General features: G+C 68.6%; 21 protein-coding genes. 11 read left to right on the top strand and 10 right to left on the bottom strand.

The genetic code is table 11. The annotated features are described in order from the left end of the window. The first annotated feature begins 12 nt into the window (after positions 1-12). From dapA to atpB, 3 genes are all read left to right on the top strand, one after another. Positions 13-909, top strand: coding sequence for a 4-hydroxy-tetrahydrodipicolinate synthase (gene dapA / locus LFM09_RS38145; RefSeq protein ID WP_414101487.1), 897 nt, complete (start codon positions 13-15; stop codon positions 907-909). Continuing rightward, complete coding sequence (locus LFM09_RS38150; RefSeq protein ID WP_414101488.1) at positions 906-2,585, top strand: ribonuclease J; 1,680 nt, start codon at positions 906-908, stop codon at positions 2,583-2,585. Before dapA ends, LFM09_RS38150 begins: the two co-directional genes overlap by 4 nt. An 84-nt stretch (positions 2,586-2,669) precedes the next feature. Further along, positions 2,670-3,473, top strand: a complete 804-nt coding sequence (atpB, locus tag LFM09_RS38155; RefSeq protein ID WP_414101489.1) for a F0F1 ATP synthase subunit A — start codon at positions 2,670-2,672, stop codon at positions 3,471-3,473. On the opposite strand, the gene LFM09_RS38160 is transcribed toward atpB, so the two are convergent. Next, positions 3,470-4,084, bottom strand: a complete 615-nt coding sequence (locus LFM09_RS38160) for a class I SAM-dependent methyltransferase (RefSeq protein WP_414101490.1) — start codon at positions 4,082-4,084, stop codon at positions 3,470-3,472. The genes atpB and LFM09_RS38160 overlap by 4 nt on opposite strands. Positions 4,085-4,223: 139 nt before the next feature. On the opposite strand from LFM09_RS38160, the gene LFM09_RS38165 reads away from it, so the two are divergent. From LFM09_RS38165 to LFM09_RS38175, 3 genes are read left to right on the top strand one after another with little or no spacing between them, the layout of a single operon-like run. Continuing rightward, the gene (locus LFM09_RS38165; RefSeq protein WP_414101491.1) at positions 4,224-6,995 is read left to right on the top strand and encodes a BTAD domain-containing putative transcriptional regulator; all 2,772 of its coding nucleotides are present in this window, start codon (positions 4,224-4,226) and stop codon (positions 6,993-6,995) included. 9 nt (positions 6,996-7,004) lie between these two features. Then, a complete protein-coding gene (locus LFM09_RS38170) occupies positions 7,005-7,778 on the top strand; it encodes an alpha/beta fold hydrolase (protein WP_414101492.1) in 774 nt (257 codons plus the stop codon). Between the two features lie 43 nt (positions 7,779-7,821). Next, the gene (locus LFM09_RS38175; RefSeq protein ID WP_414101493.1) at positions 7,822-8,502 is read left to right on the top strand and encodes a hypothetical protein; all 681 of its coding nucleotides are present in this window, start codon (positions 7,822-7,824) and stop codon (positions 8,500-8,502) included. On the opposite strand, the gene LFM09_RS38180 is transcribed toward LFM09_RS38175, so the two are convergent. Continuing rightward, positions 8,399-9,142, bottom strand: a complete 744-nt coding sequence (locus tag LFM09_RS38180; RefSeq protein WP_414101572.1) for a lysophospholipid acyltransferase family protein — start codon at positions 9,140-9,142, stop codon at positions 8,399-8,401. The two genes, LFM09_RS38175 and LFM09_RS38180, sit on opposite strands and share 104 nt — an antisense overlap. Positions 9,143-9,290: 148 nt before the next feature. On the opposite strand from LFM09_RS38180, the gene LFM09_RS38185 reads away from it, so the two are divergent. Then, positions 9,291-11,663 (top strand): DNA translocase FtsK, encoded by a 2,373-nt coding sequence (locus LFM09_RS38185; RefSeq protein ID WP_414101495.1) that lies wholly within the window; start codon positions 9,291-9,293, stop codon positions 11,661-11,663. Here the strand turns inward: LFM09_RS38185 and LFM09_RS38190 are convergent, their stop codons facing one another. The 8 genes from LFM09_RS38190 to LFM09_RS38225 form a co-directional block, all read right to left on the bottom strand. After that, a complete protein-coding gene (locus LFM09_RS38190) occupies positions 11,664-12,131 on the bottom strand; it encodes a phospholipase (RefSeq protein WP_414101496.1) in 468 nt (155 codons plus the stop codon). Between the two features lie 84 nt (positions 12,132-12,215). Then, complete coding sequence (locus LFM09_RS38195) at positions 12,216-12,869, bottom strand: nitroreductase family protein (protein WP_414101497.1); 654 nt, start codon at positions 12,867-12,869, stop codon at positions 12,216-12,218. Between the two features lie 3 nt (positions 12,870-12,872). Further along, complete coding sequence (locus tag LFM09_RS38200; RefSeq protein ID WP_414101498.1) at positions 12,873-14,027, bottom strand: YcaO-like family protein; 1,155 nt, start codon at positions 14,025-14,027, stop codon at positions 12,873-12,875. Further along, on the bottom strand, positions 14,024-14,548 hold the full coding sequence (locus LFM09_RS38205) for a hypothetical protein (RefSeq protein WP_414101499.1): 525 nt from the start codon (positions 14,546-14,548) through the stop codon (positions 14,024-14,026). Before LFM09_RS38205 ends, LFM09_RS38200 begins: the two co-directional genes overlap by 4 nt. After that, positions 14,523-15,275 carry a hypothetical protein gene (locus tag LFM09_RS38210; protein WP_414101500.1) on the bottom strand — a complete coding sequence of 251 codons (753 nt, stop codon included), beginning with the start codon at positions 15,273-15,275 and terminating at the stop codon, positions 14,523-14,525. The genes LFM09_RS38205 and LFM09_RS38210 overlap by 26 nt, the downstream gene beginning before the upstream one ends. Before the next feature lie 19 nt (positions 15,276-15,294). Then, positions 15,295-16,146: a MerR family transcriptional regulator gene (locus LFM09_RS38215; RefSeq protein ID WP_414101501.1), complete on the bottom strand. Its 852-nt coding sequence runs from the start codon at positions 16,144-16,146 to the stop codon at positions 15,295-15,297. Between the two features lie 63 nt (positions 16,147-16,209). Next, the gene (locus tag LFM09_RS38220; RefSeq protein ID WP_414101502.1) at positions 16,210-16,710 is read right to left on the bottom strand and encodes an amino-acid N-acetyltransferase; all 501 of its coding nucleotides are present in this window, start codon (positions 16,708-16,710) and stop codon (positions 16,210-16,212) included. 46 nt (positions 16,711-16,756) lie between these two features. After that, on the bottom strand, positions 16,757-17,083 hold the full coding sequence (locus LFM09_RS38225; RefSeq protein ID WP_414101503.1) for a hypothetical protein: 327 nt from the start codon (positions 17,081-17,083) through the stop codon (positions 16,757-16,759). A 257-nt stretch (positions 17,084-17,340) separates the two neighbouring features. Between LFM09_RS38225 and rimO the strand changes: the two genes are divergently transcribed. The 4 genes from rimO (at position 17,341) to LFM09_RS38245 (ending at position 20,320) form a co-directional block, all read left to right on the top strand. Beyond that, positions 17,341-18,744, top strand: coding sequence for a 30S ribosomal protein S12 methylthiotransferase RimO (gene rimO / locus LFM09_RS38230; protein WP_414101504.1), 1,404 nt, complete (start codon positions 17,341-17,343; stop codon positions 18,742-18,744). Further along, positions 18,741-19,319, top strand: a complete 579-nt coding sequence (gene pgsA / locus LFM09_RS38235) for a CDP-diacylglycerol--glycerol-3-phosphate 3-phosphatidyltransferase (protein ID WP_414101505.1) — start codon at positions 18,741-18,743, stop codon at positions 19,317-19,319. The genes rimO and pgsA overlap by 4 nt, the downstream gene beginning before the upstream one ends. Beyond that, positions 19,316-19,795 (top strand): CinA family protein, encoded by a 480-nt coding sequence (locus tag LFM09_RS38240; protein WP_414101506.1) that lies wholly within the window; start codon positions 19,316-19,318, stop codon positions 19,793-19,795. The genes pgsA and LFM09_RS38240 overlap by 4 nt, the downstream gene beginning before the upstream one ends. 102 nt (positions 19,796-19,897) lie before the next feature. Further along, a complete protein-coding gene (locus tag LFM09_RS38245; RefSeq protein WP_414101507.1) occupies positions 19,898-20,320 on the top strand; it encodes a helix-turn-helix domain-containing protein in 423 nt (140 codons plus the stop codon). Positions 20,321-20,394 lie beyond the last annotated feature (74 nt).

Genomic DNA, 20,394 nt, shown 5'->3' on the forward strand with positions numbered 1-20,394 from the left:
TAGTTTCTGCGCATGCCCGGAAGCCCGTACGCAGCGCCGAACCGCCCGTTCGGCCGCGTTCTCACCGCTATGGTCACGCCGTTCGACGCCCGTGGCGAGGTCGATCTCGCCAAGGCCCAGGAACTGGCGAAACACCTGGTGGACCTGGGCAACGACGGCCTGGTCGTGAACGGCACGACCGGCGAGAGCCCGACGACGACGGATCGGGAGAAGGCCGCGCTGATCACGGCCGTCGTGGAGGCCGTGGGCGACCGTGCGACCGTGGTCGCCGGTGCGGGCACCTATGACACCGCGCACAGCGTTCACCTGGTGCAGCAGGCCGCGAAGGCCGGAGCGCACGGTGTGCTGGTGGTGACGCCGTACTACTCACGACCGCCGCAGGAAGGCCTGCTGGCGCATTTCACCGCCGTCGCCGACGCGTCGGAAGTGCCGGTGATGCTGTACGACATCCCGCCGCGCGCCGTCGTGCCGATCGAGGTCGACACGCTCCTGCGCCTGGCGGAGCACCCGCGGATCCTCGCCGTGAAGGACGCCAAGGGCGACCTGCACGCGGGCAGCCGGGTGATCGCGAGCACCGATCTCGCCTACTACTCGGGAGACGACCCGCTGAACCTGCCGTGGCTGTCCGTGGGCGCGGTCGGGTTCGTGAGCGTGATCGGCCACCTCGCGGCCGACCGCCTGCGGGATCTCATTGATGCGTATGAAGCCGGAGACGTGGCCCGGGCTAAAGAAATCCACGAGTCGCTGCTGCCGCTGCTGCGACCCTTCCGCCGGGTTCCCGGCGTGACGTACACGAAGGCTGCGCTGCGCCTGCGCGGACTGGACGTGGGTGACCCCCGTCTGCCGCTGGTGCCAGCCGCCGCCGAAGACATCGAGGCCATCGCGGCCGAACTGGGAGTCAACGCGTGACCCACTCGACCGAACTGCCGCCCCCACTGCCGGAAGGCGGCCTCCGCGTCGTCGCACTCGGCGGAATTGGCGAGGTCGGCCGCAACATGACCGTTTTCGAGCACGCCGGCAGGCTGCTCGTGGTCGACTGCGGCGTTCTGTTCCCCGAAGACGATCAACCGGGCGTGGACCTGATCCTGCCCGACTTCCGCGCCATCGAGGACCGGCTCGACGACATCGAGGCCATCGTCCTGACGCACGGCCACGAGGACCACATCGGCGCGGTCCCGTTCCTGCTGAAGCTCCGTCCCGACCTGCCGGTCGTGGGCTCCCGCTTCACGCTGGCGCTGCTCGCCGCGAAGTGCCGCGAGCACCGGCAGAACCCGCAGCTCGTGGAGGTCCGCGAAGGTCAGCGTTCTACCTTCGGACCGTTCGAGCTGGAGTTCTTCGCGGTCAACCACTCGATCCCGGACGCGCTCGCCGTCGCGATCCGCACCTCCGCGGGTCTGGTGCTGCACACCGGTGACATCAAGCTGGACCAGCTGCCGTTGGACGGCCGCCTGACCGACCTGGCCGGGTTCTCCCGGCTCGGCGACGAGGGCGTGGACCTGTTCCTGGTCGACTCGACCAACGCCGAGGTGCCCGGTTTTGTGGTGCCGGAGCGCGAGATCGGCCCGGTGCTGGAGAACGTCATCCGCAAGGCGTCGCAGCGCGTCATCGTGGCGTGCTTCGCCTCGCACGTGCACCGCGTGCAGCAGGTGCTCGACGTGGCCGTGCAGTACAAGCGGAAGGTCGCCTTCGTCGGTCGCTCGATGGTGCGCAACATGGGCATCGCGGCCGAGCTGGGCTTCCTGAACGTGCCGGACGGCCTGTTCGTCGACCTCGACGTGGCGATGCGGATGGAGGAGGACGAGGTCCTCTTCGTGTCGACGGGTTCGCAGGGCGAGCCGCTGTCGGCGTTGTCGCGCATGGCCCGCGGCGAGCACCGGCAGATCTCGATCCGCGCCGGCGACACGGTGATCCTCGCGTCGTCGCTGATCCCCGGCAACGAGAACGCGGTCTTCAACGTGGTCAACGGTCTGGCCAAGCTCGGCGCGACCGTGGTGCACCAGGGCAACGCCAAGGTCCACGTCTCCGGCCACTCGCCGGCCGGCGAGCTTCTGTTCCTCTACAACGCTGTGCGGCCCTCGAACGTGATGCCGGTGCACGGCGAGTGGCGGCACCTGCGCGCGAACGCGGCTCTCGCGGTGGCGACCGGTGTCGCCGAGGACCACGTCGTGATCGCCGAGGACGGCGTCGTGGTGGACCTGATCGACGGCAAGGCGGCCGTGTCCGGACGTGTTGTCGTGGGCCATGTCTACGTCGACGGGCTGTCCGTCGGTGACGTGGGCGAGTCGACGTTGTCCGACCGGCTGGTGCTGGGTGAGGGCGGCTTCATCTCGATCTCGGTCGCCATCGACACGACGACCGGGCGCGCGGTGACGGCGCCGACGATCTCCGGGCGCGGCTTCTCCGACGACCCCAAGGCGCTGGAAGCCGTGGTGCCGCTGGTGGAGATGGAACTGGCGCGGACGGAGGCCGAGGGCATCTCGGACACGCACCGCGTGGCGCAGGCCGTACGGCGCGTTGTCGGGCGCTGGGTGGCCGAGACCTACCGGCGCCGGCCGATGATCGTCCCCACCGTCATCCCGGTCTGATCACTCGATCGTGACCCCGCTGTGATCTGCGGCCCCCTCGTCCGCTAAGGTTTGATCCCAGACCATGGACGAGGGGGTCGCCTCATGGCCGATGATGTCGTCTTCAACCCACCGGGCAAAGAAGACATTCTCCTTCCACCGATCTTCACCTGGTCGCGGCCGCTGGGGCTGCCGTTCGACCTGGCGGTGACCAAGCCGCAGGTGCTGCTGGTCCTGTCGGTGGTGATCATCCTGTCCTTCTTCCTGATCACCACCAGGAACCTGAAGATCATCCCGTCGCGCTGGCAGTTCGCCGCCGAGTCGGTCTACGACTTCGGCCGCAACACCATTGCGCGAGAACAGATCGGCGCGAAGGAGTTCGCGCCGTACGTGCCGCTGATCGTCAGCATCTTCTGCTTCGTGCTGGTGAACAACCTCTACGGGCTGATACCGCTCGTGCAGTTCCCGACGTTCACCCACAGCGGGTTCCCGTTCGCGGTGGCGCTGATCATCATCTTCCCGCTCTACCACTTCGTGGGCATCAGGAAGTTCGGGCTGCGCGGCTACCTGCGCAACCAGTTCATCATCCCGGGCGTGCCTAAACCGGTGCTGTGGGGTCTGCTGATCCCGACCGAGGTCATCCTGAAGTTCTTCTTCGACCCGGTGAACCTCGCGATCCGGGTGTTCGCGGCGATGTTCGCGGGCCACCTGCTGGTGCTGGTGTTCACGCTCGGCAGCGAGTTCCTGTTGCTGCAGGCGCCGATCTGGCTCAAGCCGGTGTCGGCGATCGGGTTCGCGCTCGCGATCGCGCTGTACCTGCTGGAGGCGTTGGTGCAGGTGTTGCAGGCCTACATCTTCGCGTTGCTGTCAGCGCACTTCATCGGCCGTGCGTTGGCCGAACAGCACTAGGGGCGCTGGCACACCAGGTGCAGCGACTCCTCTGGCGTGGCGCCGGGGAACGACGGCGTGAAGACCGGCCGGCTCCGGCGCACCACGCGCAGACCGACGTTGCCGAGGTGCTCCTCGAACTTGTCCTCGGAGAACGAGGACACCTCGATCTCCTGGCCCATCCACGGCAGCCGCACCTGCTCGACGTCGATCGCCACGGTCGCGAGGAAGAAGTGGCCGCCGGGGCGCAGCCACGTCGAGACGCGGCCGAGGGTCTGGATGATCTCGGCCTGCGGCATCTGCAGCAGTGAGAAGACGGCGCAGACGACGTCCCAAGAACCCGCTGGCGATTCGAAGTCGCGGATGTCGATCTTGTGGAACGTGGCTTCGGGGACCTGTTCGGTGGCGAGGTCGACCATCACCGGGGACACGTCGAGGCCGGTGACCTTCATGCCCGCCTTGGCGAGCGTGCGGGCCACGGGGACGCCGGTGCCGCAACCGATGTCGAGCACTCGGGAGCCGGAGGGCTGTGTGGCCGCGAACCAGGCCAAGGTGCCGTGCAGTGCGGGCTGGTGCGACCAAGCGCGTTGGTATTCCAGTCCGAGCGTGTCGAAGACATCGGCCGCGTTCATTCTTCGCCCCCTCATTTCGGCCCAATCCACCTGATGTGAAGTGTGGAGAAGCTCTCTGCACGGACTCTGGATGGCTTCTGGACGAAATCTGACGGTAGGTTGCTAGGTGACTGCGGACAGCGACGAAGTGAGACACAGGGTGCAGAACGAGTTGCGCGTCAGCCTGCTGGGCGCGCTCGCGGCGACGGTGGACGGCCAGGAGCTCACCCTGGGGCCGCCGCGCCAGAGAGCTGTGCTCGCTGTCCTCGCGTTGCGTGCGAACCACGTCGTGTCGCGCAGCGAGTTGATCGACGCGGTCTGGGGTGACGAGCCGCCGGCCAGCGCGGACAACGGCATCCACACCTATGTCGCCGGGCTGCGGCGCCTCTTCGAGCCCGGCCGGGCCTCGCGCGCGCCGAGCTCGGTGCTGCTCTCGACGGACGCTGGATACTTGCTGCGGCTCCCATCCGGTGCGAGCGATGTCGGGCTGTTCCGCACCCATCTGGACGAGGCCGGGCGGTTGCGGTCGCAGCCGGCGGAGGCCATCAGCGCGTTCGACGCCGCTCTGGGGTTGTGGCGCGGCATCGCTCTGGACGGCGTGCCGGGGCCGTTCGCCGCGGTGGAACGCGCGCGCCTTGCCGAACTCCGGCTCACGGCCGTGGAGCAGCGGGCGGCGTTGATGCTGTCCGTTGGGCGTGAGACCGAGGTGGCGGGGGAGCTCACGACGTTGGTCAGTGCGCATCCGCTGCGAGAGCGGTTGCACGGGCTGTTGATGTCCGCGCTGTACCGCGGGGGCAGGCAGGCCGAGGCGTTAGCGGTCTACACGGACTTACGCCGCCTGCTGATCGAAGAACTGGGCATCGAGCCCGGTCCCGAACTCCGCCAGCTCCACGAACAACTGCTCGTCGGCCGGCACGACCCGCAGCCAGAGCCCGCCGCTCCCGCGCTCGTCCCGGTCCAGCTGCCGCACGAGGTCCGCGACTTCACCGGCCGTGCAAAGGAACTCGCCAAGCTCGCCGAAGTCGTTCCGCACGATCATTCGCCCGTTCTCGTCGCGATCACCGGCACCGGTGGGGTCGGCAAGACCGCGCTCGCCGTCCGGTTCGCGCACCAGGTGGCCGCCAGGTTCCCCGACGGGCAGCTGCACGTCGACCTGCGCGGGTTCGACGCGTCCTCACCGCCGGTGCAGCCGGCCGCCGCGTTGCACCAGCTGCTGCAGAGCCTGGGCGTTCCGGCTGAACGGATTCCCGACGACCTGCCCGCGAAGTCCGCTCTGTACCGAAGTGTGCTGGCGGGCAAGCGGGTTCTGGTGCTGCTCGACAACGCGCGGCTCGCCGAACAGGTCCGGCCGTTGTTGCCCGGCCGTTCGTCGTCGATGGTGCTCGTGACGTCGCGCAACCACCTCGGCGGGCTCGTGGCGCGGGACGGCGCGCACTCGGTGACGCTGTCGACGCTGACGCGCGACGAAGGCTTGGCGCTGCTGACTTCGGCCGTCGGGGCCGATCGTGTCGCCGCCGAACCCGCGGCCGCCGCGAAGCTCGTCGAACTGTGCGGGCATCTGCCGCTGGCGGTGCGGATCGCCGCGGAACGTGTGGTCACGCGGCCACATCTGACGTTGACGGACCTGGCGAACGACCTCGCCGACGAGCGCGACCGGTTGAACGTGCTGGCGACCGGCGACGACGAGGACACGGCCGTGCGCGCGGCGTTCTCGTGGTCGTACCTGGCGCTCAAACCCGATGCGGCGCGCATGTTCCGGCTCATCGGCCTGCATCCGGGTGCCGAGATCAGCCTTCCTGCCGTCGCCGCACTGGCCGGCGTGCCGGTGTCACGCGCGCGGACGCTGGTCGACGTGCTGGCGGGCGGGCACATGATCGAGGAGGTCGCGCGCGCCCGGTTCCGGCTGCACGACCTGCTTCGCTTGTACGCCACCGAACTCAGCGCCACCGAGGAGTCGTCCGACGGGCGTGCCGAGGCGGTGACACGGCTGCTGCGGTGGTACTTCGACACCGCGAACGCCGCCGGCACCGTCATCGCACCGCCGGACCACCCGTCGTTCCTGCTGCCGCCACTGTCCACTCAGGACTTCACCTCGCACGACGAGGCGTTCACCTGGTGCCGCACGGAATCCTCGAACCTGCTGGCGGTCACCCGCCTCGCGGAGGACCACCACTCGCCCACGGCGTGGCAGATCCCGGTCGCGCTGTGGAACTACTTCATCGTCTCCAGCGCGCTGGACGAGTGGACCCGCACGTACCGCGTCGCCGAACGCACCGCGGCCCGCGACGGCAACCAGGGCGCTCGCGCGTGGGCGGTGCACGGCCAAGGCCTGGCTGCCTTCCGCGGCCAGCGGTTCGCCGACGCGTTGGAACTCTTCGACCGCGCGCTGGCGATCCGCAGCGAGATCGGTGACGCCGTCGGTGCCGCGTGGAGCCTCACGGGCCTCGGCATGGCGTACGGGGGCCTGCGCCAGTTCGACCTGGCCGTGGACCGCTTCGGTGAGGCCCTTCAACGCCACGCCGAGGCCAGCTCGTGGTTCGGCGAGGCCGGCACGCGGTTGTTCCTCAGCGACATCCTGCGCTCGGCCGGTCAGTACGAGGCCTCGTTGGCGTCGGCGCAGACGGCGTTCGACCTGATGGACTCGCACGACGCCGTGCACGGCAAGGCGATGGCGCTGGTCAGCATCGGCTGGGCGCAGTTCCGCCTGGGACAACGCATCGAGTCGCGTGAGTCGTTCCGGCACGCGTTGGCGTTCCTGCGGGTGCTCGGTGACCGCAAGTCGCTCGCGGAGGCGTTGCACGGGCTGGGGGAGGCGAGCGCCGGCCAGCCCGAGGTCGCGCGGACGCACCTGTTGGAAGCGTTGACGATCTACGAGGACTACGACCACCCGTTGACGCCAGAAGTGCGGGCACGGCTGCACGAGTTGGCATAGAACTACTTCGTGCACTTCGTAGAACTCGGTGCGGGCACTCCGGTGCTCGCGATTCACGGCTGGACCCCTGACCACCGCCTGATGCTGGGCTGCCTGGAACCGTTCTTCGCGACCAGGCCCGGCTACCGGCGCCTGTACCCCGACCTGCCGGCGATGGGGAAGTCGCCGGCGGACGGCATCGACTCCACTGACGACGTCCTTGCGGCACTGGAGAAGTTCGTCGACACCCAGATCGACGGGCCGTTCCTGGTGATCGGCGAGTCGTACGGCGGCTACCTCGGGCGTGCGCTGGCCCACCGCCGCCCCGGCCAGGTGGCCGGGCTGGCGTTGATCTGCCCGACCGGCACGAAGGTCCGGGCGGCTGACCGGACGGTGCCGCCGTTCGAGCTCCGCCGGTCTGACGGCGTCGAGCTGGATCCGGGCCTGGCCGCGCAGTTCGACGGGATGGCCGTGGTGCGGACGGCCGAGACGGCGAGACGGTTCGCGGCCGAGATCCTCCCCGGTCTGCAGGCCGCCGATCGCGACGCGATGGCGCGGATCTCCGAGCGGTGGGAGCTTTCGGCCGGTCCGGAGCTGGGGACCTACGGCAAACCGGCGCTGATCCTGACCGGGCGCCAGGACAACGTCACCGGCTACGAGGACGTCTACGCGTTGCTGCCGCACTACCCGTACGCGTCGTTCGCCGTGCTGGACACCGCGGGGCACAACCTGCAGATCGAACAGCCGGTGCTCTTCAACGCGCTCATGGGGGAGTGGCTGGACCGGGTTGCTCAGTCAGGGTGATCCCTGATGCGCTTCGCCCTGATGCGTAGGCAAGCTACATGTCATGGCGAAGCGCGCGAGAACGTTGGTGGTGTGGCTGCACGTCGTGACCTCGGTCGGCTGGCTCAGCCAGGCCGTGGCACTGCTGGCGTTGCTGCTCTACGGCCTGAAGACGGGTGACGTCAGCGCCTTCAGGATGGCGCGCGTGCTCGACCACCAGGTGCTCGCGTTCATGGGGGCGGCCAGCGCGTTCACCGGCATGATGCTCAGCGCCACGACGCCGTGGGGCTACTTCCGGCACTGGTGGGTGCTCGGGAAGTTCTCGATCACCGTGGTGCAGCTCTACGTCGGCATCTTCATCCTCAGCGACAACCTCGAAGCGGCCGCGTACGGGCACGTCAGCGTGTGGATGCCGATCGGGACCGGGCTCATGATCAGCGCGTTCTCGTTCCAGACCTGGCTCAGCGTCGCGAAACCCTGGGGGCGCACGCCGTGGGCGGACCCGAAGGTCAAGCTGCCCGCGGCGAGCACCAAGGCGTTCGTGCTGACGCTTGTGATCCCGGCGGCCGACTTCGCGATCGGGATCTGCACGAGCAGTCCGGCGCCGTTCCTGATGCTGGTCACCGTGATCGCGTACTCGATCAGGCGGGCCGCCAGGGGGAGGAACCGGTCGTCGGCCGCGTCGGGTCGTGGAAGCGCGGAGCGTCGGGCTCGTCGAGACGCAGCGGCACCAAGCCCTCGGTGATCGCGGTCATGATCCGCTCGTGCGCGCGGCGGGCGTCGCCCATCGTCGACTCGGAGAGGTCCGACAGCTCGACCGGCTTGCCGAAGTGGACCTTGAACACCGGGCGGCGGCGGACCGCCATCAGCCACGACTTGAGGTACGGCCAGAAGTCCGCCCATCCGCCGACGCGCAGGTTGCCCCAGTACACGGCCTCGTGGGCGCCCCACTGGCTGATCGGGATCACCGGGATGCCGCCGCCCAGCGCCATCCTGGCCACGCCGGTCTTGCCGCGCTCCGGCCACATGCCGGGGTCCAGCGTGATCTTGCCCTCGGGGTAGACGGCGATCGGGTCGCCGCCCTTCTGCAACGCCTCGACGGCGCGGTGCATGGCCTCGCCGACGTTCGCGGACGCCCGGTCGACGCGCAGGTGACCACAGGCCTTCAGCGCCGGGCCCATGATCGGTGCGTCGAGCAGGCCACCGGCGAGCATGAAGCGCGGGTTGATGCCGATCTTGCGGCACGCGGCGATGAGCACGAACGGGTCGAGGTTGCCGATGTGGTTGGAAGCCAGCAGCAACGGCTTGCCGAGCAGCTCCGGCGGGACGTCCCCGGACACCTCGAGCTTGCCTGTCAGCGCGACGAAGCCCCGGTCGATCGCCATGAGCACGCGCCAGAAGAGCGGTGTGGACACGCGGGGCAGCGTACGGCGTGTCGGAACGACTCCGTGCCGGATCCGGGGAACCATGAGCTTTCGCACGCGTCCCAGTTGCAAACGGGGCTGGTGAGACGCGAGGGACTACCTTATAGACATGGCCGGGCGTACAGGGACTTCACGCAAGACCACGTCACGCGGCAAAGCACCTGCGAAGCCGCGGGCGCGATCCACCGCGTCCAAAAAGCCCGCTCCGCGCAAGAGCGGTGGCGCCATCAGCGCCGTGTGGGGCGGCATCGGACGTGGCGTCGGCACGGTGGTGCGTGCGATCACCGGGACCAAGGGCCTCGATCCCGAACACCGGCGGGACGGCATCGGGCTGTTCCTCATCGCGCTCGCGTTCATCACCGGCGCGGGTGTGTGGTGGCAGGCGGGCGGTCCGGTCGGCCAGTGGGTCGACATCGCCGTGCGCAGCTCGGTCGGGTTCCCGGCGGTGATCGTTCCGGTTGTGCTGCTCGGCATCGGCGTGACGCTGATGCGCACGGACCCGAAGCCGGAGGAGCGGTTCCGGCTCGTCGTCGGCGGAGTTCTGATCGGCATCGGTGTGCTGGGCATGTTCCACCTCATCGGCGGCCTGCCGATGGATCCGCTGGAACGGCGGGACGCGGGTGGGGCACTGGGCTTCCTCGCCGGAGGGTTCCTCGCGCAGGGCCTCACGCCGTGGGTGGCCGGCCCGTTGCTCGTGCTGATCTTCGTCTTCGGGTTGCTCTGCGTGCTGCACTGGCCTGTTCGTGAGGTGCCGCAACGACTCAAGGCGCTCGTGCATCGCGAACGGCCGGAGGAACCGGGCGAGGAGACCGAGGAAGAGGAACCGAAGCCGGTTCGCCTGCGCCGTCCGTCCCGCCGTCGCCAGGCCGCCGCGCCCGTCGAGGAGGAGACGCAGGCCGAGCTGCCGCTGGAAGAACCTTCTGAACCCGCCCCGGCGAAGCCCGCCGCCAAGGATTCCAAGAAGGCTCCGGCGATGGCCGTGCGGGCGGTCGAGGGCAGCTACCAGCTGCCGCCGCCGAACGTGCTGAAGGACGGCGACGCGCCGAAGACCCGCAGCAAGGCCAACGACCAGATGATCGAGGCCATCACCGGCGTGCTGGACCAGTTCTCGATCGACGCCCAGGTCACCGGCTTCACCCGCGGCCCGACGGTCACTCGCTACGAGGTCGAGCTCGGCCCCGGCGTGAAGGTCGAGAAGATCACCGCGCTGACCAAGAACATCGCGTACGCGGTGGCGACGGACAACGTGCGGCTGCTGGCCCCGATCCCCGGCAAGTCCGCGGTCGGCATCGAGGTGCCGAACAGCGACCGCGAGATGGTGCGCCTCGGCGACGTGCTGCGCGCGCCGTCGACGTTGAAGGACACGCACCCGATGGTGATCGGCCTCGGCAAGGACATCGAGGGCCACATGGTCACCGCGAACCTGACGAAGATGCCGCACCTGCTGGTCGCGGGCTCCACGGGTTCCGGCAAGTCGTCGTTCGTGAACTCGATGCTGGTGTCGCTGCTGGCCCGCGCGACGCCCGACGAGGTCCGGATGATCCTCATCGACCCGAAGATGGTCGAGCTGACGCCGTACGAGGGCATCCCGCACCTGATCACGCCGATCATCACGCAGCCGAAGAAGGCCGCGGCGGCGCTGGCGTGGCTCGTCGAGGAGATGGAGCAGCGCTACCAGGACATGCAGGTCAACCGGGTGCGCCACGTCGACGACTTCAACCGCAAGGTGAAGTCCGGCGAGATCACCGCGCCGCCGGGATCCGAACGCGAGTACCGGCCGTACCCGTACATCATGGCGATCGTCGACGAGCTCGCCGACCTGATGATGACCGCACCGCGCGACGTCGAGGACGCGATCGTCCGCATCACGCAGAAGGCGCGTGCGGCGGGCATCCACCTCGTTCTGGCGACGCAGCGGCCGTCCGTCGACGTCGTCACCGGCCTGATCAAGACGAACGTGCCGTCACGGCTGGCGTTCGCGACGTCGTCGTTGACCGACTCCCGCGTGATCCTGGACCAGCCGGGCGCCGAGAAGCTGATCGGCATGGGCGACGCCCTGTACCTGCCGATGGGCGCCTCGAAGCCGGTGCGCATCCAGGGCGCGTTCGTGGGCGACGAGGAGATCTCCTCGATCGTCGAGTTCACCAAGAACCAGGCGCAGCCCGAGTACACCGACGGTGTCACGGCGGCCAAGGCGGCGGAGAAGAAGGAGGTCGACGCCGACATCGGCGACGACCTGGAGCTTCTCGTGCAGGCGACCGAGCTGATCGTGACGTCGCAGTTCGGGTCGACCTCGATGCTGCAGCGCAAGTTGCGCGTCGGGTTCGCGAAGGCGGGGCGCCTCATGGACCTGCTGGAGACCCGCGGCGTGGTCGGGCCGTCCGAGGGCTCGAAGGCACGTGAGGTGCTGATCAAGCCGGACGAGCTCGAGTCCGTGATCTACCTGATGCGCGGAGGCGGCCCCGCCGGCGACGAGGAGTAGCTACTTCAGGCCGGCCTGCTGGATGCTCGTCGCGGTCGACGAAGCCGTGCCACCGAACTCCCGCACCGCCTTGTAGTACAGGTCGGCGGTCCGCTTGCACGCCCAGTTGCCGTCGCACTGGTAGTACATGTCGGACTTGAAGCGGTTGTCGATGCGCAGCCGGTTCGCCTCGCTGAACCGCGACTGCCGCTTGAAGTTGCGGTAGCCGAAGTCGTGCCGGTGGCAGGCCGGCAGGAACTTGAACCCGAAGGGGTTGTCCGGCGAGTACGAACAGCCGTCCGACGACCAGTCGAGCTGGCCGGCGTAGGGCTGTTGAGCGCGCAGTGTTGTGAACTGGGACAGAGTCTTGCTGAAGACGTACTCGTCGGTCACCGCGACGATGTCCACGGCTACTGCGGGGGCAGCCGTGAAGATCAGGGCCAAGGACGCGGTGGCACCCACGAATGCCGAACGCAGGGTCTTCGACATGGCGAGCTCCTCGGAATGTGAGCAGGGTCTCGCCAAGTTGTAGCGGGTGATCGACTGTCCTCGGTAGACACGATCTGATGAACGTCAGGTGATCATGTGACCGCACGCTATCGCTGTGGCCACGCGAAGTTCGCGCGGTAGGCCGAGTGAGTGAAGCATCTCGTTGTCCGCTACTCCGCCGAGCAGACAGCCGCCGAGTTTCTGCTCCGCCAAACGGAGGCAGATGCTCTGTGCGGCGGCGCCGACCTCGATCAGGCCGAACCTGCCCGCTCGCTCTCCGTACTTCTCGAACGCCTCGTTGTCTTTCAACACCAGCACGATCGCGAGCGGCGGAACTTCAGGCGTGCCGAGGATCTCGGCCAGGTTCGCGGGTGCCGGGCCGATGTCCTGCAGCGCGTGCCGGCCGATGTCGTAGCGGACCGCCCGGCCGTTCACGAACGCGTAGCAGCGCAACGGGTTGAGCCCGCCGGCGGACGGGAAGCTGTGGTCGCCCAGCGCGCCGAGGACTGTGCCGAGTTGCCTGTCGGTCAACGGTTTCGGCGCGAACTCCCGCGTGCTCTTGCGGGCCTGGAACAGCTTCTGCAGCCGGTCGTGCGGGCGTGGCAGCGGAACAGGCGGGGAAGGCAGCTCCAGCGGGTCGATCAACGCCTGCTGCGGGCGGAAGTCGCGCAGCTGCTCGCCGAGCCTGCGCTGGTGCAGCGGGGAGAACCGGCTCGCGGCCCAGAAGTCGTTGAACATCGCCTACCCCAGCGGATGCGGTGCGGGATTGGGGAACACGCCCGGTGAGGCGTGCGGGTAGCGCCAGCTCAGCTCCCGCGCGCGGCCGCCGAGGTCGGGCCAGCGGTGGTCGCTGTGCAGCGGCGCGAGGTCGGGGGAGAGCACGCGGACGCAGTGCAGTCCGACGGCCGACAGCTCCGGCGTGGTCAGCTCGCGGTAGGCGAGCCGGATGCCGCGGCCGGTGAGGGCGTGCACCAGTTCGGTGAGTTCTTCTTCAGCGCCAACGGCTGCGGAGTCGGGCGGTGGGTCGGTCTCGATGCCGTTCCACCACGGCAGCGCGTCCCACTCGTCGGGTCGCGTCGCGTAGTAGACGGCGTGCTTGTCGAAGTCGGTGGCCTCGTCGACGGGCTGGTCGCCGTTGCGCGCCAGCCACACCTCGATGAACACCGTGCCCTGCACCCACTCCTCGTACGCCTTCTGCAGCGCTTCGGCCACGGTGGCGCGGCAGGCGAGGCCGAGGGTGGGCCGCGGCTTGCCTGCGATCGGCAGCGAGCCGGCGACCGCGATCACCGGGTGCGGGCTGTAGTCCGGCGTGAGGTCGAACGCCTGGGCGCCGTGCGGCAGGTCGGCGGCGAACCGTTGCGGTGCAATGGAATGCAGCCAGGTTGTGGTCAACGCGTCGCGCTCGACCAGTTCCTGGGTGGCGCGCAGCAGAGCTCGCGTGGTCGACGGACCGGCCGCGAGACCGGAGGAGGTCGCGGGCAGGCCGTACCGGACGTCGAGGCTGACGAGCCCGGCCGGCACGCGGATCGGTTCGTTGTCCGGCAACGTCCACGCCCGCGTGTAGCGGGTGTCGACGTAACCCTTGCGGTAGCGGTAGTTCGGGTGCACGCGCTGCTCGACCGTGTGCAGGCTGAAGTGCTCCAACGGCCAGCACGGGCCGTCGGTCACGATCTCCAACGGCGACCGCGCGGCAGCGTGGCGTTCGAGTGCCTCGGCGACAGCGGCGACCTTGCTCGTGCCGCCGGAAGTGCCACCGGTCGCGAACGGCTCGGGCACCGCGGCCCAGCCCTCGATGTCCACATCGGACAGACTGTGCGGCACGGGTTGCAGTTGCGACACCACACCCTGCCGCCAGCCGACCGCGCGCTCGACCAGCGCCTCCGCGACGGTCTTCACCGCTTCCCCCGGTAGTGCCGGAAGATCCAGCACCCGAACGCGAGCGCCCCGCCGACGTAGATCGTTCCGATGACGGCGACGTGCGTGGCCTGCGCGAGCGGCCCCAGCGTCAGCAGCACGACGACGGGCTCGAGACACCACAGCAGGGCCCATCCGAGCAACCGCACCGCGCTCATGAACGGCTTCGGTGACTGGGCGATGGCCCCGGTCGCGAGCGCCCACACCAGTGCGAGGAGGAACCCGCCGACCCAGAAAGCCCAGTGCAGTTCGAAGATCGCGCCCATCGTGACGAACGGCAGCACGACGACGAGGAGCGGGTAGATCGCGGCGGGCAGGACCAGCAGGCTGCGCGGGCGTTCGAGCTCCTTGGTGTCCTCGTACAGCGCGGCCGGGATGTGCACGGCCGCGCCGACCGAGGAAACCGCGCAACAGCAACAACAGCAGCAACAGGTGGGCGTCGCCGCGTTGGCCGCGGCAGCACCGGGTGAGAACTGGTCAGGTAACCGAACCGCTGTCGTCATGATTCCCCCAAGGCAAGGACACGCGCCCGACCGAGAGCGCGGGGCAGATCTCGCAGTCGGCGGCGGGCAGCACGCTCTCGCGCGTCGTCGTGAACTCGTCGAGGTTGACGGTCACGACCGCGTCGAGCAGCGCCAGCGAGCCGTTGCGGATGTTGTGGATTGCTTGCATGGCAAGTGAAATCGGGAAGTCGTGCTTCGTCGCTCCCGGATGCGGAGGAGGCGGCGGATCCCCCCACCGCCGCCCCGCCCGCACCGCGAGGCACGCCAGGCACGCGCCCGCGCCGGGCACCACGAAGGGCCCGATCGCGGCCGTGTGGTGGTACGCGAGGTCCAGCAACAGGTGCGGAACCTTCGTCTCGCGCGCCACCTCGACCAGGTCGAGCAACGTGCCGGTGGTCCGCACAACGAGCAAGAGGTCCGGATTCTCGTTGTGCGGCAACAGCTCTGCCAGCCCGGCGGGTGCCTCCCCGACGACGAGCGTGCCGACCCCCATCGGCGTGCGCACGTCTGTTGGCAACCCGGCCGGGCGGAGAGCGCCCAGGGTCCTCAGCTGGGCCACGTGCCGGCGAACCGGTTCCCCCAACCGGCTTTCGTCGACCGTTCGAGTCACTCCCCTCAAAACTGGCTCGAACAGTCCTGCCAGCGCCACGGCCACCGCCCTGGGCAGGTCTGGAATCAGGTACGCGAGGTCCGCCCCCGCGTAGACGACAAGTCCTTCGTCTCTCACTTGTGCGTGCCAAGCGGGATCAGCGACCAGGCTCATCCTCGTCCCCCCTCGCCAGGAAACACTCGATCTCCTGCTCGCTCGGCAGTTCGCCCGCCGGATCCATGAGGTTCTCCGCGATCGGCGGCAACGGCTGCTCCGCCCACGCGGGCTGGAACTCGTCGCTGGGCAGCAACCCGTGCCGTGACGCGAACTCCTCGGCCGCGTCCCGGATCGACTCCCGCAGCGTCCCCACCACCGCGGTCTCCGCCGTGTAGGTCAGCTCGACCAGCAACGCCCTCACGTTCTCGAGCTGGTTGTCGTCACCGGCCTTGCGTGCGAGCTCCGGCCAGAACTCCCGCTCGAACAACCGCACGAAGTCGCTCGCGATCGCATCGGTCGCCGTGCGCAGGCGCGTGAAGCTGTCCATGACGTCATCGCTGGGCACCCTGAGGCCGGCAAGCCTGCCGCCCGCTTCGAGTGCCCAGCGACGCGCGTGCGGCCAGCCGTACTTCCACCGCACCAAGCCCAACCGCATAGCCCGGAGGAGGAGTCGCGGTTGGACGTCTCCCATCGGAATCAGGTGCTTGATGTCGCGCACCTTGATCCGAACCCAGTCGTCGGGCCCCTCGGTCTCGCCCATGCCGAGAACCGCGGCGACCGACTCGCCCTTTTCCCGTGCCGTGATCAGCTCAGCGATCGCCGGCAGCGAGAACCCCCGCTGCTGCAACCGCTGCACCAACGTCAACCGCTCGACGTGCGAGGCGTCGTAGTACGCCACGCGCCCCTGCCGTCTCGGCGCATGCAGCACACCCTTCGTCTGGTACATGCGAATGGTGCTGCTGGGCAGGCCGATCCGGGCAGCGAGCTCGTCGACGGTGAGCGATTCGGGCACGCTGATGATCCTGGCGTGCCCGGGTTAGTCGAGTCAAGACTCTTCGAGTAATTACTCGAAGAGTTACAACTCCAGGAGCATCCGGCTGTTGCCGAGCGTGTTCGGCTTCACGTAGCTGAGGTCGAGGAACTCGGCGACGCCCTCGTCCACCGATCGCATGATCTCCTCGTAGACCTCGGGGCTCACCGGCGTGCCCTCGATCTCCACGAACCCGTGCTTGCCGAAGAACCGCGTCTCGAAGGTGAGCACGAAGATGCGCGCGAGCTGCAGCTCCTTCGCCGTCGCGATGAGCTGCGCCACGATCCGGTGACCGACGCCCCTGCCCAGGGCCATGGGGGAGACGGCGACTGACCTGATCTCGGCCAGGTCCTCCCACATCACGTGCAGGGCGCCGCAGCCGAGCAGCTCGCCGTTCTCCTCGGCGACCCAGAACTCCTGGACCGCCTCGTACAGCGTGACCAGGGGTTTGGCCAGCAGGACCTTGCCCGCGTACCCGTCGATCAGCGCCCTGATGGCGCGCACGTCGCTGGTGCGGGCACGCCGCACGACTACCCCACTGGTCACGATCGTCAAGTATGAGCTTCGCTCCCGTGAGGCCTGCGGGCAGAGGTCACGGCGGCTGCTCCTCGCCATCGTTCGGGGGCGGATCGGTTGGCGGCGGTACGAGGGACGGCCATTGTGGGGCGTTCAGCAACAGGCGGAGTACCTCGAGGCCTTGGGTGCGCTGATCCTTCGAAGGAGCGTCGAGGGCGTGGCCGACGGCTTTCGTCTCGAGGTGCGCGCGGCGCCTAGCCGGGGCAGACCGCACCCACTCGCGGAGGGTCAGCGCCAGCTCCATCCACACCCGTCGAGTGAGCAATGCGACTACGGCAAGAAGCGCTGGTGTCGTATAGCCGGATTTCAACGCTTCGATCAGCAGCTGTTCAATGCCCCGCATGCCTGCTCCTGTCTCATGGCGTGGGAGCAGGACTGCATCGCCCAGCGGCGAGTGCGTCTCCTCCGACGAACGGCTAGATCTGCGCGCCGACCGACCAATGAGGTAGGAGCGGCTTCAGAGGAGTTATGGTCGCCTCGTCCTGTGGTGCTGGCCTACGTCCTGACGAATGTCGTGTGAGCGGCCCCGTTGCTGTTCGCTGTGCGAACCCCGGCAGCGCGATTCCTGCCTCGGGACCTGGGGCGGTTACGCTGAGCGCCGTGTCTTCTCCCACCACTCCGCGACGCGTGTCGCTGCTGACCCTGGGCTGCGCCCGCAACGAGGTCGACTCCGAAGAGCTCGCCGGGCGCCTCGGCGAGGGCGGCTGGGAGCTGGTGGACGAGGACGCGGACGTCGTCGTCGTCAACACTTGCGGCTTTGTCGAGCAGGCCAAGAAGGACTCCGTCGACACGCTGCTGGCGGCGTCCGACACCGGCGCCAAGGTCGTCGCGGTCGGGTGCATGGCCGAGCGGTACGGCAAGGAGCTCGCGGACAGCCTGCCCGAGGCGGCGGCCGTGCTCGGGTTCGACCAGTACAACGACCTGGCCGAGCGCCTCAACGACGTGCTGCACGGCAAGCAGATCGAGTCGCACGTGCCGGTGGACCGGCGCACGCTGCTGCCGATCACGCCGGTGAAGCGCCAGGAGGCCGTGGCCGACGTGCAGGTGCCCGGTCACGCCTGGGGCCCCGGCAAGGTCCAGCGCAAGCGGCTCGACGACGCCCCCGTGGCGCCGTTGAAGATCGCGTCCGGCTGCGACCGCCGGTGCAGCTTCTGCGCCATCCCGAGCTTCCGCGGCGCGTTCGTGTCGCGGCACCCGGACGAGATCGTGTCCGAGGCGATGTGGCTCGCCGAGAACGGCGTCAAGGAGCTGTTCCTCGTCAGCGAGAACAGCACCAGTTACGGCAAGGACCTGCCGCGTGAGCAGGGTGCGCTGGAGCAGCTGCTGCCGCGCCTCGCGAGCATTCCCGGCGTCGAACGGGTCAGGGTCAGCTACCTGCAGCCGGCCGAGACCAAGCCCAGCCTCGTCGCCGCCATCGCGAAGACCGAGAAGGTCGCGAACTACTTCGACATGTCGTTCCAGCACTCCAGCGAGAACGTGCTGCGCCGCATGCGCCGGTTCGGTGACACCGACAGCTTCCTCAAGCTCGTGTGGCAGATCCGCGAGCACGCTCCCGAGGCCGGCATCCGCAGCAACTTCATCGTGGGCTTCCCCGGCGAGACCGAGGAGGACCTGCAGGAGCTGGAGCGGTTCCTCACCGAGGCGCGGCTCGACGCGGTCGGCATCTTCGGGTACTCCGACGAGGACGGCACGGAGGCCGAGGACCTCGACGGCAAGCTCGACGCGGACACCATCGCGGAGCGGGTGCAGCGCATCGGCAACCTCGTCGAGGAGCTGACCAGCCAGCGCGCCGAGGACCGGGTCGGCAGCGAGGTGGTCGTGCTCATCGAGCACGAGGAGGACGACGAGAGCGACTGCGTCGGCCGGGCCGAGCACCAGGCTCCCGAGGTCGACGGCGAGTGCATCGTGCTCGAGGCCGAGGGCCTCAAGCGCGGCGACTTCGTGCGGTGCCGGGTGGTCGACTCCGAGGGTGTCGACCTGATCGTCGAGGTGCTCCCGACATGACAGAGGCCAGGAAGGTCCCGCTGCTCAACGTCGCCAACATCCTCACGATGGCGCGCCTGGCACTGGTTCCGGTCTTCCTGTTCTCCCTGTTCGAAGCAGGCGGTTTCGACACCACCTGGCGCCTCATCGCGTTCGGGATCTTCGCCGTCGCGAGCTTCACCGACCACATCGACGGCACGCTGGCCCGCAAGCACGGGCTGATCACCGACTTCGGCAAGATCGCCGACCCGATCGCGGACAAGGCGCTGACCGGGTCCGCGCTGGTCGGGCTGAGCATCCTCGACGTGCTGCCGTGGTGGATCACGATCGTCATCGCCGTGCGCGAGGTGGGCGTGACGCTGCTGCGGTTCTGGGTGATCCGCTACGGCGTGATCCCGGCCAGCCGCGGCGGCAAGGCCAAGACGATGGCCCAGATCATCGCCATCGGCCTGTTCGTGCTCCCGCAGAACGACGTGCTGGAGATCATCGCGTGGGTGATCATGGCCGTCGCGCTGATCCTCACGGTCGTCACGGGAATCGACTACGTCATCCGTGCGTTCAAGTTGAAGGCAAGGGCAGGTCGCGCCGTCGCATGACCAACGTCGTCGAGCTGCTCAAAGCGAGGCATCAAACCGTCGCCACGGCCGAGTCGCTGACCGCGGGTCTGCTGTGCGCGACGATCGTCGACACACCGGGGGCGAGTGCCGTGGTCCGCGGTGGGTTGATCGTCTACGCGACCGAGCTCAAGCACGAGCTCGCGGGCGTGGATCAGCAGTTGCTCGACGAGCACGGCGCCGTGCACCCCGACGTTGCGATCCAACTGGCCGAGGGAGCCCGGAACCGGTGCAAATCGGACTGGGGGATCGGACTGACCGGGGTCGCAGGCCCTGATCCGCAAGACGGAGTTGCTCCAGGCACGGTCCACATCGGCTTGAGCGGGCCTGGAGTGTCCACAGTGCGGAGCATCACGGTGAGTGGCGACCGGAAAGCGGTGCGTTTCACAGCCGTGGAAAAAGCGCTGGTCCTGCTGTCGGAATACCTGCTGATGACCGTGGACGGGAACAAACGATGACTCCGCGTTCGTTCGCCCTTGGCGGACGTGTTCGGAAGTCACTGCCCGTTGTCGGTGTCGATCGGTAACGTAGGGACACGGCCGGCCGGAAGGAGGCGCGCGATGACCGTGCTGCTACGCGAGGCGATCGGTGATCGACTTCGCCATGCCCGCACCAACCAACGCCGCACGCTGCGCGAGGTCTCTCGGACCGCCCGCGTGAGCCTGGGGTACCTGTCCGAGGTGGAGCGCGGCCGCAAAGAGGCGTCCAGCGAGCTCCTCGCGGCCATTTGTGACGCGTTAGAACTGCCGCTTTCCGAGTTGCTGCACCACGTCGCCTCCGACATCGGCGCCGTCTCGCAGACGCCGGACACGGTGCCGGACACCGTTCCCGACGGTCGTTCGGAGCGCGGCAAGCTCGAGGGTGGCCGCGTGCTGCCGTCCACGCTCTCGGACGACCTGTCCGACCTGCGCCTGCAGCCGATGCTCAGTCACCGGCTCACGAGCAAGATCGGCGAGCCGCCCAAGGCTGTTGTGGCTGCGTGATCCCACTGTCGTTCTCGACCCCGTTCGCCTCGTGGCGAACGGGGTCGCTGGCATTCGGGCGAGCTGAGAACCCC

This window comes from Lentzea alba, assembly GCF_047445655.1.
In the GTDB taxonomy this organism is placed as follows: domain Bacteria; phylum Actinomycetota; class Actinomycetes; order Mycobacteriales; family Pseudonocardiaceae; genus Lentzea; species Lentzea alba_A.